Origin of the sequence: Geothrix sp. 21YS21S-4 (genome assembly GCF_030845995.1) — a bacterium.
Lineage (GTDB): Bacteria > Acidobacteriota > Holophagae > Holophagales > Holophagaceae > Geothrix.
In genome coordinates this window covers 2,188,841-2,202,406 of record NZ_CP132719.1, presented here as the reverse complement: position 1 = coordinate 2,202,406, position 13,566 = coordinate 2,188,841, and the positions used below count along the sequence as shown (strand labels likewise).

The window sequence follows — 13,566 nt, the reverse complement described above, 5'->3', positions numbered from 1 at the left end:
TACCGCTTTGCATTCAAAAGATAAGGATCACCACCAAGGCACCAAGAACCGCATCCGTAGTGGGTAGCGTTTTTCTTGGTGCCTTGGCGTCTTGGTGGTGAAAAGGAAATCTTGGGTCCTGATCGCCCATTGGGATCAGTCCGCCTGGGGGCCCATGGGCAGCATCCGTTCGCCGTGCTGGCTGAGATCCAGGCCTTCGGCTTCCTGCTCCGCGGAGACGCGCAGGGGGACGAGCCAGGCGGTGACCTTGTACAGGATCCACGACATGCCCACGGAGTAGGCGGCCACCACGACGAGCCCCAGAAGGTGCTTTCCCAGCAGGAGGGCGTGGCCGTGGATCAGGCCGTCGGCGCCGTCGGGATTGATCAGCTTGCTTGCGAAGAGGGCCGTGGCGACCATCCCGAACATCCCGCCCACGCCGTGGCAGGGGAACACGTCCAGGGTGTCGTCCAGGCCGGCCTTGCCCTTGTAGAACACGGCGAAGTTGCTGAGAACCGCCGCCACGGCGCCGATGGCGATGCTCGATCCCGTGGAGACGAAGCCCGCCGCGGGCGTGATGGCCACCAGCCCCACCACCGCCGCCACGCAGGCGCCGAGGGCGGTGGGCTTGCGGCCCAGCAGGCCGTCCAGGAATACCCAGGCGAGCATGGCCGCGGCCGAGGCGGTGTTGGTGGTGATGAAGGCCGTGGCGGCGGCGGAACCGGCGGACAGCGCCGATCCGGCGTTGAAGCCGAACCAGCCGAACCACAGCATCCCCGTTCCGAGGATCACGTAGGGGATGTTGGCGGGCGGATGGGCCGCGCCCGAGTCGAAGTCCCGGCGGGGGCCGAGCACGTAGGCGCCGACGAGGGCGGCCAGCCCGGCGGTCATGTGCACCACGGAGCCGCCCGCGAAGTCCAGGATGCCGAGGTTGCGGAGGAATCCATTGGGATGCCAGGTCCAGTGGGCGACGGGACAGTACACGAACACCGTGAACAGGATCATGAACACGAGGTAGGCGGTGAACCGCACCCGCTCGGCGAAGGAGCCCGTCACCAGGGCGGGCGTGATGATGGCGAACTTCATCTGGAAGATGGCGAACAGCAGCAGGGGGATGGTGGGCGCGAGGTCCGGATGGGTGGCCGTGCCCACGCCCCGGAACATGAAGAACGTCGCGGGATTCCCGATGAATCCCAGGCCCTTGGCGCCGATGCTCGTGCCGAAGGCGAGGCTGAAGCCCACCACCACCCACACGAGACTGACAGCGCCCATGGTGATGAAGCTCTGGAGCATGGTGGAGATCATGTTCTTCCGCCGCACCATCCCGCCGTAGAAGAACGAGAGGCCCGGCGTCATCAGCAGCACCAGCCCCGAGGCCGTCAGCATCCAGGCCGTGTCGCCGGCGTTCACGGGGCCTCCCTGGAGCGCCTGGGCCTGGGGCGGGATCACGATGCCCGCCAGGGCGACTGCCGCCAGGATCAGGAAAGGGACCAGCCACTGTTTCGACACCGGAGCTCCTCGAAAGTCGGTTCGGGATATAAGGATTTGGACCCGCCGGAACCGCGTTCCGAGGGTCCAAAAAACCTGGGGGCTATGAGGAGGAACTTTAAGTCGCGGAGGACGGGCCGTCAACGGCGGATCAGAGGCTCTTCACCGCGGCGAGCTCCTGGGGGCTGAGAAACCGCCAGGCTCCGGGCTTGAGGAAGGGATCGGACAAGGGCCCGAACTGGACGCGGCGGAGTTTGCTGACGGGATGGCCCACGGCGGCGAACATCTTGCGGATCTGCTGGTTCTTGCCTTCGGTGAGGGTGACCTTCAGCCACGGATTGTCGCCCTTCTCGGCGATCTCGATGTGGCAGGGCCGCAGCCGCCGCCCGCTGAGGAGAAAGCCCTCCTGCAGCTCCTTCAGCAGTTCGGGACGCGGCGTGCGATGGACCTTCACCAGGTAGACCTTGGGGATCTCGTGCTCGGGTCCCATCAGCACCTGGGCCAGGGCCCCGTCGTTGGTCATCAGCAGCAGCCCCTCGGAATTGAAATCGAGGCGGCCCACCGGATAGACGCGGCCCGGGACGCCCTTGAGAAGGGCCATGACCGTGGGGCGGCCCTGGTCGTCCTTCACCGTGGTGACGTAGCCCTTGGGCTTGTTCATCAGGATGTAGACCGGCGCCTCCCGGTGGATGGGCATCAGGTCCACGGTGATCTCGTCCCGGCGCGGATCCGCGCGGGTGCCCAGTTCCGTGACGGTCTTCCCGTTCACCTGGACGCGGCCTTCGAGGATCACCTCTTCGCAGGCCCGGCGGCTGGCGATCCCCGCCGCGGCCAGGATCTTCTGGAGGCGCTCCTGGCCGGGGGCCGCCGCGCGGGGTGCGGACCTCGGCCCGGGCTTGGCGCCCGGTGCGCGCTTTTCGGCCGGCTTGGCGGGCCTCGCGGGTCGGGCGGCGGTTTTCTTGGGGTGGGCGGGCGCGGGTCGCGGCCCCTTCGGGGCGGGCTTTCTCATGGCGGCTCCTTCGGCGTCTCCCGACGCGAATTGACCAGTCTATCAGCCTTCCTCCCCGAACCAGGGATGGGCGCGGTAGTCGGCCAGGATCTCCTCCAGCAGCACCTTGAGGATCACGGCCAGGGGCACGGCGAAGATCAGGCCCAGCACGCCGAACCAGAATCCGAAGGCCGTGAGCGCCAGCAGCACTTCCAGCGGATGGAGGCGGCTGGCCCGGCCCACCCACACCGGGGTGAAGTAGAAGGCCTCCGCCTTCTGGACGGCGATGAACGTGGCGGCCACCGCGGCGAGGTGCCCGCCCCGCCCGCCGTCCAGGTAGGCCAGGATCAGCGCCGGGGGGAGGGCGGTGAAATACGGGGAATAGGGCACCACATTGGAGATCCCCGCGACGAGTCCCAGGAGCCACGCGTAGGGAACGCCCAGGATGGCGAAGCCCAGGGCCTGGAGAACCGCCATGGCGGCGGCCACGGCGGCCTGGCCGCGGATGTAGCCGCCCAGGCGCTGGTGGATTCCCTTCGCCATCCGGTCCAGCCGGGGCCGGTAGCGGGGCGGAGCCAGGCTCCGGAGGGTGGGGACGAAGCCGGGGCCCTCCAGCAGGAGGTAGTACAGGATCAGGGGGACGAGGATGAGGGCCAGGAGGTTGAGAAAACACCCCAGCACGCCGCCGCCCGTGGCCCGGAGGCCCTGGAACAGGAGCGCCGGATCCAGGCTCTCCAGCCCGTTCTCCAGGCGGAGTTGCCAGGCGGGATGATCCTGCAGCCAGGGGAGGAGCTTGGCTTCCAGGGCCTGGCGCCACCGGGGCAGGGAGGCCACCAGCCGGTCTCCCTGACCTGCCAGCCACGGCAGAAGGACCAGGAGGGCGCCCGCGATGGCGGCGACGAAGCCCGTAAGCACCGCCACCACGCTCCAGGGGCGCCCCAGGCGGCGGGCGAGCAGCTCCACCAGCGGGCCCAGGAGGTACGCCAGGACCATCGCCAGGAAGAAGGGCGCCAGGGCCCGGCGGAGCAGCCACAGCGACAGCAGGCCCGCCGCCGCGACCAGGGCGAACCGGAGGGGGATCCGGCCCGGGGCTTCCATCAGCGGGCCGGGGTGGCGGTGGCGCGGAGGAAGTAGTGGATGCCCGAGGCCAGGACCAGCGCCGCCACCGCCCAGTACATCCCGGGCACGAAGGGGTCCATCCAGGGGCGGTGCCCGAGGGCATTGAACAGCAGGCCCGCCGAGACCGCGATCAGCTGCATGGCGGTGCTCAGCTTTCCGAGCAGGCTCGGATGGAAGGTGGTCTCGCTGAGGCGATCCACTGAGGCGAAGGCGTAGAACGAGATCACCAGATCCCGCATGATCGCGAGGATGGCCACCCACACGGGAATGGGCGCGACCATTCCCTGGGTGCGCCAGGCCATCAGGATGAAGGCGGTGGTCATCAGTAGCTTGTCCGCCGCCGGATCCAGCAGGGCGCCCAGATCCGAGCGCTGGTCGAACACCCGGGCGATGAGGCCGTCGAGGAGATCCGTGAAGCCCGCCGCGGCGAACAGGACGAACGCCTGCCAGTAGTGGCCGTACCACACCGCGATGGCGAAGAAGGGGATCGCCAGGATCCGCAGCAGGGTCAGCAGATTGGGCACTGTCAGGGGGCTGGAGACGGTCATGTCGGGCTCCAGTTTAGACGGAGATCACACGCTGCGGCCGGTACCTTTAGCGCTTGTCTTGGATTGGGTTCCTTTGCTCGGGGTCGTTGGGCCCGGCTACACTGGAAGTTGGAGTTGAGATTATGACTCAAAATCTTTCCGTTCCCCTCAGCCAACTTCAGCCGGGGGATCAGGGGGAGGTGGTGCAGGTCCAGGCCCAGGGCCAGATCCGCCAGCGCCTCCTGGAGATGGGCTTCATCCGGGGCGCCCACCTGCGGGTGGAGCGCCTGGCGCCCCTGGGCGATCCCATGGAACTGGTGATCAAGGGCTATCACCTGTCCCTTCGCCGCGACGAGAGCGCCTGCATCCTCGTCCAGCCCATCGCCTGATGCCGCTCACCATCGCCCTGGCGGGGAACCCCAACTGCGGGAAGACCACGCTGTTCAACGCCCTCACGGGCGCGCGCCACCACGTGGGCAACTGGCCGGGTGTCACTGTCGAGCGGCGGAGCGGCACCTTCGACCAGGACGGCCAGACGCTGGAAGTGGTGGATCTGCCCGGAATCTATTCCCTGTCCGCCCGCAGCGAGGATGAGCGCGTGGCGGCCCGGTTCCTGGTGGCGCCGGACGTGGACCTGATCCTGAACGTCCTCGACGCCTCCAACCTGGAGCGGAACCTCTACCTGACCACCCAGCTCCTCGAACTGGGCAAGCCCATGGCCTTCGTCCTCAACATGGTGGACGACGCCGAGAACCGCGGGATCCGGATCGACGTTCCGGCCCTGGAGGCCCTCTTGGGCGGGCCCGTGATTCCCACCGTGGGCAATCGGGCGCAGGGCGTCGACGACCTCAAGGCCCTGCTCGCTTCGCTGGCCCGGGGCGAAGCCGGCCGCTGCCGGCGCGTCCCCGTGGACTACGGGCACGACATCGAAGGGGAACTCGCGAAGCTGGAAACGGAGATCCGCCGCGACGAGCCCCTGGCCGCAGCGAAACCTCCCCGTTGGCTGGCCCTCCAGCTCCTGGAGAACAACGCCGACGCCAAGCGCGCGGTGGCGGAGAGCCACGCCGCCGGGGCGATCCAGAAACAATTGGCGGACAGCTTCGCCTTTCTGGAACCCCACCTGGGCACCGACGGCGCCACGCTGGTGGCCGAGCGCCGCTACGGGTTCGCCCACGGCCTGGTGAAGGAAACCGCCACCGCCCCCGATGACCGCAAGACCCCGACGGCGCGCCTCGACGCCGTCCTCACCCACCGCGTCCTGGGCTTCCCGATTTTCGTGGCGATCCTGGCGCTGGTGTATTCGCTCTCCTTCATCATCGGGAAGTACCCGCAGGACTGGATCGGCGATGCCTTCAAGGCGCTCTCCACCTTCGCCGCGAGCCATCTGCCGGCGGGCGAATTGACGAGCCTCCTGGTCGATGGTGTGATCCCCGGCGTGAGCGCGGTGATCGTGTTCCTGCCCGTGATCATGATCCTGATGGGCTGCATCGCCTTCCTGGAGGACACCGGCTACATGGCGCGGGCGGCCTTCATCATGGACCGCCTGATGCATGTCATGGGGCTCCACGGGAAGAGCTTCATCCCCCTGATCATGGGCAGCGGCTGCAATGTCCCGGCCATCCAGGCGGCCCGCACCATCGAGAGCCCCCAGGACCGGCTGATCACCATCCTCGTGACGCCGCTGGTGAGCTGTTCCGCGCGCCTCCAGGTCTACATCGTTCTGGCCGGCACCTTCTTCACGCCGGTGAAGGCCGCCTTCGCGATCATCGCCATGCACTTCCTGGGGCTGGCCCTCGCGGTGCTCCTGGGCCGCCTGCTGCGCAGCGCCCTCTTCCACGGCCCCAGCTCGCCCTTCGTGATGGAACTGCCGCCCTACCGCCTGCCCGTGCTGAAGGCCACCCTCATCCACATGTGGGAGAAGGGCTCCGTGTTCCTCACCCGCGCGGGGACGACGATCTTCGCCGGCGCCACGCTGGTGTGGTTCCTGTCCCGCTATCCAGGAATCGCCAACCGGGAATGGACCGCCGAGTACCAGCAGCAGCGCCAGGCCGTGGCGACCCTGAACCTCTCCGCCGCCGAATCGGAGGAGCGGCTCAAGGACCTCCAGCTCGCCCATGAGAGCCGGATCGTGAACACCAGCCTGGCCGCGCGGATGGGGCAGAAGGTGGAGCCGCTCTTGCGCCCCATCTTCGATCCCGACCACAAGCGCCCCGAGGCCTGGAAGGACGTCATCGCCCTCACGGCCGGGTTCGTCGCGAAGGAGATCGTCGTCTCCACCATGGCCGTCATCCACCAGGCCAGCGAGGAGCCGAAGGAAGGAGAGCGCCTCAGCCCGCTGCAGGTCGCCCTCCGCGACCAGTCGGGCCTGACGCCGCTGTCGGCGCTCGCCTTCATGGTGTTCACGCTGATCTACACCCCCTGCGTGGGCACCATCGCCATGATCCGCCGGGAAGCGGGCACCTGGGGATGGGCGGGCTTCACTGTGGCCTACGGCCTCGTCCTGGGCTGGGGCCTGGCCTGGGGCACCGTCGTCGTCGGTCGCCTGCTCGGGTTCCGGTGAGGCAGCCGTGAGCGCCCAGTCCCTCATCGCAGCGTCCGCCGCCGGCCTCGCCGCCCTCTACTTCCTGCGGGGCGCCTTCCGCGGCCTCCGTGGCGGCGGGAAGGAAGGGCAGGGCAAGGCCTGCGGAACGTGCGATTCCGCAGGCACTTGTCCGGCTGCGCGCAAGGAGCGCTGAAGCCCCCGTCAGATCTTGAACTGCTGCATCACCGCCGACAGCTCTTCGGAGATCAGGGCCAGGGCGTTCGCGGTGCGGGCGATCTCCTGGACCGTGGCCGACATCTCCTGAGTGGCGGCCGCGTTCTGGCCGATCTCGCGGTTGACATCCTCCACCTGCTTGGCGACCTCCTCGGAGGTGTTGGCCTGCTCGTCCGTGGCGGAGCCGATCTCCAGAACCATGCTCGACATGGAGGTGATGGCGTCCTGGATGTTCGTCAGGAACTGGGCCGTGTGCTGCACCGCGGCCTCGCCGCCTTCCACCGAATCCCGGCTCTCCACCAGCAGGCCCTCGATCTCGATGGCCGCCTGACGGCTGCGCTCGGCCAGCTTCCGCACCTCCTCCGCCACCACGGCGAAGCCCTTTCCCAGCGACCCCGCCTTGGCGGCCTCGATGGCGGCGTTCAGAGACAGCAGGTTCGTCTGGCGGGCGATCTCCTGGATGACCTGGATGGCCTTTCCGATGTTGCCCATCGAATCCTTGATGCGGCCCATGCCCTGAGCCATCTGCTGGCCGCCGCGGGTGCCTTCCTCCGCGGCCTTCACCGCCGCGTCCGAGTGGCCGACGGAAGTGCGCACGTTGGTGGCCACCTCCTGAACGCTGGCCGAGAACTGGGCGATGGCCGCGGCCATGGATTCGGCCGAGGCGTGGATGGTCTCGCCGCTCTTGGCGATCTGGTCCGTGGTAGCGGACATCTCGTCCGACGAGGCGGACAACTGCGTGGCGCCGCTGGCCACCGAAGCCGCCGAATCAGCCACCTTCCGCAGGGTGGTCCGCAGGGACTCCACGGTCCGGTTCAAAGCCTGGCCCAGGTGGCCGATCTCATCCTCGGAGTCCACGGTGGCCTGGACGCGGAGGTTGCCCCGGCTCACTTCCGTGAGGAGCGTCCCGAAGGTGTCGAGGGGCTGCGTGATGCCGCGCGTGATCAGGATGGCCGCGGCGATTCCCACCGCCAGCGCCGCTAGGCTGAGGATCACGAGGGCGTTCAGGGCGAACCGCTGCGCGTTCTTGGCGTCCTCGTAGCCCTTCTGCGACTGCGCGTTGGTGAACTCGGACATGCTCTTCAGCTCGGCCATCCACACGCGGTTCTCTTCGCGCGCCGCGCCCAGCAGGAGGGCGACGGCCTCCTTCTTGCGGCCCTGGTTCACCAGCGCCAGGATCTGGTTGTTGGAGGCGCGGCCCTTGGCCTCCTCGGCCACGATCCGCCCCATGATCGCCTTGGCCTCCGGCGAGCGCAGGAGCCGCTGCAACTCGTCGGATGCCTGGTCGTAGGCCTTCCGCGCATCCGCGATGAGCTGCCGATTCGTCGCCACCTCCGCCGGGTCCTCCGTGAGGATGAGGGTGCGGATGTAGCGCTGGACGCTCTGGACCTTGAACTGGAGCCCGTCCGCCAGGTCGTTCTCCTGTCCGTAGACCGTCACCACCTGGGTCAGGTCGTCTCCGATCCGGTTCATCTGGTAGATCGCGAACCCGCTCGCCAGAAGGAGCAACCCCAGCACGAGGCCGAATGTCAGGCTCAACCGCTGGCCGATGCGAAACCGTTTGAACATGCTCTCCCCTCGCTTACGAAAGAACGAGAATCCTTGCAATCTCCTTCCTATCGGCGGGAATCGAAAAGGGATGGGTTTTGAGGTGGGGGGCCGATCCGGCGCTGAAGAACGGGTCGCCACTTGGACCCAGCCTGCTGAGGGAAGTTCCGTGGAACGCTTTCGAGCGGAGCACCGCGCGGGGCGTAATTATTTATCCGGATATTATTGACGGGCGAATTTTAATCCGGGTAAAACGGTTCAAAGGTCACCTTTCGGAGCCGCTTCATGGACGATCCCTCCCTCCTTCCCTGCACCGCGTTCGATGGCTCTCGGCGGATTGCCTCCGGAGCGCTTCGGGAGGTCGGCGCCGCGGTGAGATCCCACCTGGCGAAGGCGCCCCAGGCGAGCGTGCTGGTATTCGACGATCGGACGGGCCGGGTGATCGACCTCGACCCGCGCGAAAGCGGACAGGAAGGGGTTGCTCCGCCTGCCCCCACCGCGGAATCCCGGGGAAGAGGGCGCCCGAAATTGGGCGTGGTACCGCGGGAAGTAACGCTCCTCCCCCGCCATTGGGAATGGCTGAACACCCAGCCTGGCGGGGCTTCGGTCACCCTGCGCAAATTGGTGGAGGAGGCCCGCCGCCACGGAGGCGCAGGCGAGCGCAAGCGCTTGGCCCAGGAACGCGCCTATCGGTTCATGTCCGCCCTGGCGGGCGACGAACCCGGCTACGAGGAAGCGCTCCGGGCGCTCTACGCAGGCACTCAGGACGCCTTCGAGGCGAGGATCGCGATCTGGCCCCCGGACGTGCGGGATCACGCCCGAAAACTGGCCCAGCCCGCGTTCGAGGCGGAGCCGACGGATCGCATCACCGGAGGTTTGGAATGAGTGAAGCGTTCGACCGAAAAGCGGCCCTCCGGGCCTACAAGGAGCGGAAACCGCGGCCGGGAATCTACGCCGTCCGGCGGATCGAGACGGGCGAGTCCTGGCCCGGCTCCTCCCTCAACCTCGACACCACCCGGAATGGACTGTGGATCCAACTGAACCAGGGACGGCATCTGGATAAGGCCCTTCAGGAGGCGTGGCGCACGTACGGAGAAGCCGCGTTTGACTACGTCATCCTCGAAATCATCGAAGAGGAGTTGAGCCCATTCGTCCTGAAGGAGACGCTCAAGGCAAAAGTGGCGGAGTGGCGGCGGATGTTGAAGGAAGAGGCCTGCCGCGGGATAGGGCTTTCCGGTCGTTAGCTATCGCGAGGATCGGTCGCTCCTTACCAACTCATAGGAAAGCCCCCGGCTGTGCCGGGGAGGCAGTAGATGTTTGACATATACAGGAGTCCACCGCAGAAATCTTCATGTGAGCCGCCAAGCACACATGAGGAGAACTGAGATGGACTCAGAAGAAAGTCTAAGCCACTCCAGATGGGAGTGTAAGTACCACGTGGTCTTTGTGCCGAAGTGTCGGAGGAAGACGATCTACGAGAAGTTGAGGCCGCACCTTGGAGAAGTCCTGAAGAAGCTGGCAGAGCAGAAGGAAAGCCGAATCATTGAGGGGCACCTGATGGGTGACCATGTCCATATGCTGATTTCAATTCCACCGAAGTATTCGGTATCGCAGGTGATCGGATTCATCAAGGGGAAGAGCGCCATTCACCTGGCTCGAGTCTACGGAGAGAGGAAGCGGAACTTTGTTGGGCAGCATTTCTGGGCCCGAGGATATTTCGTATCGACCGTGGGGCGCGACGAAGCAACAGTGCGGGAATACATCCGTCGACAAGAAAGGGAGGACCAGCGCTTGGAGCAGATGTTGCCTTGGTAGGGGTGGCCACCATGAGGTGGCACCGATGAAATGGGGCCGCGTTAGCGACCCCTCTTAGCCGCTTTGAGCGGCTCACTTGATAAAGCCCCCGGCTCTGCCGGGGGATATTTACTTCTTCACATGGAAGGCGACCCACCCAATCGGGATTTGAACTGGGCCGGCTCCGCCGTCCCCGGTCTGCTCCGGACGCGACATCAAGTCGCGTCCTCCACATCCCACTCGCAGATCCAAATCCTGCTGAAATGTTTTGGACGTACGTAAAAACCGGAGCGCTCGGCTCCGGTCGTCACTGATTGGTAGCGGGGGCAGGATTTGAACCTGCGACCTTTGGGTTATGAGCCCAACGAGCTACCGGACTGCTCCACCCCGCGGTAGAGCTTGAGTGTAGCAGGCTTGGGGGGGAAGGCAAGGCCGCATGTGGCGCGGGTGTTGGTATGCTCGACGGACGCTCGGGAGGGTCCGATGGGACGCCGCATGATGGCTGCGCTGGTGCTGTTCGCGGCCATGGGGCTGGGGGCTTCGCCGCGGTCCTGGACGACGGAGAAGTGGTTCGACAAGCCAAAGTCGCCGCGCATCGCCAACTACCGGATCGAGGCGGTGCTGGATTTCCAGCACAAGACGCTGGAGGGGACGGAGGTCCTGTCCTGGCGGAACACGGGGACGGCGCCCACGCAGGAGCTGCCGCTGCACCTCTACCTCAACGCCTTCAAGGGCCCCCAGAGCTTGTTCGTGAAGGAGAGCGGCGGACGGTTGCGGAACGATCGGCTGGATCGCCCCAACGAGGCGGATTCGTGGGGTTACTGCCGACTGCGCAGTGCGCGGATGGAAGGGCACGAGCTGACGGGCCACGCGGGGGAGGATGAGACCGTCCACTGGCTGAAACTGCCGCGGGCGGTGGCGCCGGGCGAGACGATCCACCTGGAGATCGCCTGGGAGAACCGCTATCCGAAGGTCTTCGCCCGCAGCGGGTGGGCGGGGGATTTCCTGATGTCCGGCCAGTGGTTTCCCAAGGTGGGCGTCTACCAGGGGGACCGTTGGAACTGCCACGCCTACCACGCGAATACGGAGTTCTTCGCCGACTTTGGCGTCTACGACGTGGCCCTGTCCCTGCCCAACGCGCTGGGGCTCGCTCACACGGGGACGCAGACGAACTTCGTGACGGAGATCGAGCAGGACCCCAAGCGCCCGCTCAACGTGATCTGGCGGCTGCACGCCGAGGACGTCCACGATTTCGCGTGGGCGGTGATGCCCAACGAGAGCTGGCGGAAGCCCGCGATGTTCGAGTACCGCGGCGTCCAGGTCTTCTACTTCGTGGACGACCGCAACCGCGGGAACCTCCCGCGCCAGCGCCGCGCCGTGGAGAACGCGCTGCGGTGGAGCGAGGAGTGGTGCTTCAAGTACCCCTACCCGACGCTGATGGTGATCGACACGCCCAAGGAAGCCGCCGGGGCGGATGGGATGGAATATCCGACGCTGATCACCGCAGGCTCGGTGGGCTTCGATCCGCTCCAGCAGCGGGGCATGCCCGAGCTGGTGACCATCCACGAATTCGGCCATCAGTTCTTCTACGGGATGGTGGCCAGCAATGAGGTCGAGGAGCCGTGGCTGGATGAGGGCTTCACCAGCTGGTTCACGCAGAAGGCGCTGGAGCGCAGCTACCACAGCCTGTTCAGCGGCCGGCGGTTCCAGGCGCCCGTGGGGATCCTGGACTGGGTGGGCTACTGGAGCCTGCCTTCGGCGGATCCCCTGACGCGGGAGGGCTTCCGTACCCTCAACATCCAGAGCTACTCCGTCACCGCCTACGGCAAGGCCACGCTGGTCCTGGATCAGCTGGAGGCGCTGCTGGGACGGCCCGTGATGGAGCAGATCGTCCGGGCCTACGCGCAGGAGATGGCGTTCAAGCACCCCACCCGCCAGGACTTCAAGCGGATCGCCGAGCGCATGTCGGGTCGCGACCTGTCAGGCTTCTGGCGCGATTTCGTGGAGGGGACCGACGTCCTCGATTACGCCATCCGCACGGTGAAGGCCGCGGAGGTGACGCAGGGCGGATGGCTGTTCTCGGACAAGGATCCGGTGTTCGCCGTTCCCCAGCCCGCGGCCCCGGGGCGGGTGGGCTCCATCACCCTGGAGCGGAAGGGCGGCCTGCGCGTGCCCATCACGCTCTGGGTGCGCCTGGAGAACCGGGAGGAGCAGCGCCTGGTGTGGGATGGGCAGGACCGCTGGATCACCTACGAGTTCGACTCGCCGGTGGTGGCGGCCGTCCTGGATCCCGACGGCAACTACCCGATGCTGAAGGACCGCCTCCACGCCAGCTACACCGCCCGTCCGATCCGCCGCGGGCTCTACTACTGGTCCCAGATGGTGTGGGGCACGGTGGCGAGCTGGCTGCAGGGCTGCGGAATCGGCTAGAAAGTCGGCGCTAGGGACGGCGGGGCGCGGCGTCCCCCATCCGGATGGAGCGGACGTTCCCGCGGGAATCCAGCTCGATCAGGATGGGAAACCAGCTCAGGCCCAGGGTTTCAAAGGCGACGCGGCTGGGGGCGAACCGGGCGCTCTTGCCCGCGGCCCGCAGCCGCGCGGCGAGGCCTGCAGCTTCCTGAGCCACGCCCTCGGTCAGGCTGGCGCCCCGCTCGTCCAGATCGGCCCCGGCGCTGGGGATGATCCAGGCCACGTCGGGGGGTAGGTCGGGCAGCGCGTCGTCCGCGGGACAGATCCACACCCGCGCCGCACCGAGCTGGTCCAGGCGGAGGTCGGCGTAATCCAGGCCCGCCAGATCCCACAGCCGCAGGTCCGGCGAAGGGGCATCCAGCAGGCCGAACAGCCGCTGGAAGCCGCCGACGACGGCCTCCGATCCGGCCGGGGCGCGGTCCTTGATCGCGGCGAACCGGGCCTCGTCGCGTTCGGCCAGCGCCCAGCAGAGAGCGTGGCGCAGGGCATAGCCCCGCGTAAGAGCCGGGCCCGCCGCCAGGAGACGGTCTTCCCATAGGCGGCGCATGTCGGCTGGGAAGCGGCCGTTCCGGACCTGCCGCTGTCCCCATCGCCACAGGGCCAGGGCCGTTCCGGACTGGCGGAGGGGCTGGGTGGCGAGGCGGCCCGCCCACTCCTCTTTGCCGGCGGCCAGGAGCATCCGGAGGGCCCCCGCTTCCCGATGGGCCGCCCCCGAAGGAAAGGGATCGGGCGGCAGGCCCGCTTCGGGATCGAAGGCGGCGGCCACGCGCAGCCATTGGAGAGAAGCGTGCCGCGGGCCCTTGGGCGCCTCCGGGAGCGGCTGCTCCCAGTCGTAGGCTTCCAGGAACCGCAGCTCCTGCTCGGCGGCGGCAGGCATCGGGGCGGGGCGGATCTCGGCG

Annotated in this window: 13 protein-coding genes and 1 tRNA gene; 7 read left to right on the top strand and 7 right to left on the bottom strand. The window is 67.2% G+C overall.

All coding sequences use genetic code 11. From position 1 onward, the window contains the following. Positions 1–135 precede the first annotated feature (135 nt). The 4 genes from RAH39_RS10065 to pgsA form a co-directional block, all read right to left on the bottom strand. On the bottom strand, positions 136–1,488 hold the full coding sequence (locus tag RAH39_RS10065) for an ammonium transporter (RefSeq protein ID WP_306589968.1): 1,353 nt from the start codon (positions 1,486–1,488) through the stop codon (positions 136–138). A gap of 130 nt (positions 1,489–1,618) precedes the next feature. Next, positions 1,619–2,476, bottom strand: a complete 858-nt coding sequence (locus RAH39_RS10060; RefSeq protein WP_306589967.1) for a pseudouridine synthase — start codon at positions 2,474–2,476, stop codon at positions 1,619–1,621. 42 nt (positions 2,477–2,518) lie between these two features. Then, complete coding sequence (locus RAH39_RS10055; RefSeq protein ID WP_306589966.1) at positions 2,519–3,553, bottom strand: AI-2E family transporter; 1,035 nt, start codon at positions 3,551–3,553, stop codon at positions 2,519–2,521. Next, positions 3,553–4,122 (bottom strand): CDP-diacylglycerol--glycerol-3-phosphate 3-phosphatidyltransferase, encoded by a 570-nt coding sequence (gene pgsA / locus RAH39_RS10050; protein ID WP_306589965.1) that lies wholly within the window; start codon positions 4,120–4,122, stop codon positions 3,553–3,555. The genes RAH39_RS10055 and pgsA overlap by 1 nt, the downstream gene beginning before the upstream one ends. Positions 4,123–4,244: 122 nt before the next feature. On the opposite strand from pgsA, the gene RAH39_RS10045 reads away from it, so the two are divergent. The 3 genes from RAH39_RS10045 to RAH39_RS10035 are packed head-to-tail and all read left to right on the top strand — an operon-like array spanning position 4,245 to position 6,836. Beyond that, a complete protein-coding gene (locus RAH39_RS10045) occupies positions 4,245–4,490 on the top strand; it encodes a FeoA family protein (protein ID WP_306589964.1) in 246 nt (81 codons plus the stop codon). Beyond that, the gene (gene feoB / locus RAH39_RS10040) at positions 4,490–6,661 is read left to right on the top strand and encodes a ferrous iron transport protein B (protein ID WP_306589963.1); all 2,172 of its coding nucleotides are present in this window, start codon (positions 4,490–4,492) and stop codon (positions 6,659–6,661) included. The genes RAH39_RS10045 and feoB overlap by 1 nt, the downstream gene beginning before the upstream one ends. 7 nt (positions 6,662–6,668) lie before the next feature. Beyond that, positions 6,669–6,836: a hypothetical protein gene (locus tag RAH39_RS10035; RefSeq protein WP_306589962.1), complete on the top strand. Its 168-nt coding sequence runs from the start codon at positions 6,669–6,671 to the stop codon at positions 6,834–6,836. Positions 6,837–6,844: 8 nt separating this feature from the next. Here RAH39_RS10035 and RAH39_RS10030 read toward each other — a convergent pair whose 3' ends face one another. Further along, positions 6,845–8,425, bottom strand: a complete 1,581-nt coding sequence (locus tag RAH39_RS10030) for a methyl-accepting chemotaxis protein (RefSeq protein WP_306589961.1) — start codon at positions 8,423–8,425, stop codon at positions 6,845–6,847. Between the two features lie 264 nt (positions 8,426–8,689). On the opposite strand from RAH39_RS10030, the gene RAH39_RS10025 reads away from it, so the two are divergent. The 3 genes from RAH39_RS10025 (at position 8,690) to tnpA (ending at position 10,219) form a co-directional block, all read left to right on the top strand. Next, complete coding sequence (locus RAH39_RS10025) at positions 8,690–9,289, top strand: DUF2239 family protein (protein WP_306589960.1); 600 nt, start codon at positions 8,690–8,692, stop codon at positions 9,287–9,289. Beyond that, the gene (locus tag RAH39_RS10020) at positions 9,286–9,648 is read left to right on the top strand and encodes a GIY-YIG nuclease family protein (RefSeq protein ID WP_306589959.1); all 363 of its coding nucleotides are present in this window, start codon (positions 9,286–9,288) and stop codon (positions 9,646–9,648) included. The genes RAH39_RS10025 and RAH39_RS10020 overlap by 4 nt, the downstream gene beginning before the upstream one ends. A gap of 142 nt (positions 9,649–9,790) precedes the next feature. Then, positions 9,791–10,219 carry an IS200/IS605 family transposase gene (tnpA, locus tag RAH39_RS10015; RefSeq protein ID WP_306592105.1) on the top strand — a complete coding sequence of 143 codons (429 nt, stop codon included), beginning with the start codon at positions 9,791–9,793 and terminating at the stop codon, positions 10,217–10,219. Between the two features lie 294 nt (positions 10,220–10,513). Here the strand turns inward: tnpA and RAH39_RS10010 are convergent. After that, positions 10,514–10,590, bottom strand: a tRNA-Met gene (locus RAH39_RS10010). A 91-nt stretch (positions 10,591–10,681) separates the two neighbouring features. Between RAH39_RS10010 and RAH39_RS10005 the strand changes: the two genes are divergently transcribed. Then, a complete protein-coding gene (locus RAH39_RS10005; RefSeq protein WP_306589958.1) occupies positions 10,682–12,628 on the top strand; it encodes a M1 family metallopeptidase in 1,947 nt (648 codons plus the stop codon). A 10-nt stretch (positions 12,629–12,638) separates the two neighbouring features. Here the strand turns inward: RAH39_RS10005 and RAH39_RS10000 are convergent, their stop codons facing one another. Further along, entirely contained in the window at positions 12,639–13,544 is a 906-nt protein-coding gene (locus RAH39_RS10000) for a hypothetical protein (protein WP_306589957.1), read from the bottom strand. Positions 13,545–13,566: the final 22 nt, after the last annotated feature.

Coding starts and splice junctions, on each gene's coding strand:
- RAH39_RS10025 (WP_306589960.1), top strand. CDS start 8,690: ATGGACGATCCCTCCCTCCTTCCCTGCACCGCGTTCGATGGCTCTCGG.
- RAH39_RS10045 (WP_306589964.1), top strand. CDS start 4,245: ATGACTCAAAATCTTTCCGTTCCCCTCAGCCAACTTCAGCCGGGGGAT.
- RAH39_RS10020 (WP_306589959.1), top strand. CDS start 9,286: ATGAGTGAAGCGTTCGACCGAAAAGCGGCCCTCCGGGCCTACAAGGAG.
- pgsA (WP_306589965.1), bottom strand. CDS start 4,122: ATGACCGTCTCCAGCCCCCTGACAGTGCCCAATCTGCTGACCCTGCTG.
- tnpA (WP_306592105.1), top strand. CDS start 9,791: ATGGACTCAGAAGAAAGTCTAAGCCACTCCAGATGGGAGTGTAAGTAC.
- RAH39_RS10000 (WP_306589957.1), bottom strand. CDS start 13,544: ATGCCTGCCGCCGCCGAGCAGGAGCTGCGGTTCCTGGAAGCCTACGAC.
- RAH39_RS10060 (WP_306589967.1), bottom strand. CDS start 2,476: ATGAGAAAGCCCGCCCCGAAGGGGCCGCGACCCGCGCCCGCCCACCCC.
- RAH39_RS10055 (WP_306589966.1), bottom strand. CDS start 3,553: ATGGAAGCCCCGGGCCGGATCCCCCTCCGGTTCGCCCTGGTCGCGGCG.
- RAH39_RS10030 (WP_306589961.1), bottom strand. CDS start 8,425: ATGTTCAAACGGTTTCGCATCGGCCAGCGGTTGAGCCTGACATTCGGC.
- RAH39_RS10005 (WP_306589958.1), top strand. CDS start 10,682: ATGGGACGCCGCATGATGGCTGCGCTGGTGCTGTTCGCGGCCATGGGG.
- feoB (WP_306589963.1), top strand. CDS start 4,490: ATGCCGCTCACCATCGCCCTGGCGGGGAACCCCAACTGCGGGAAGACC.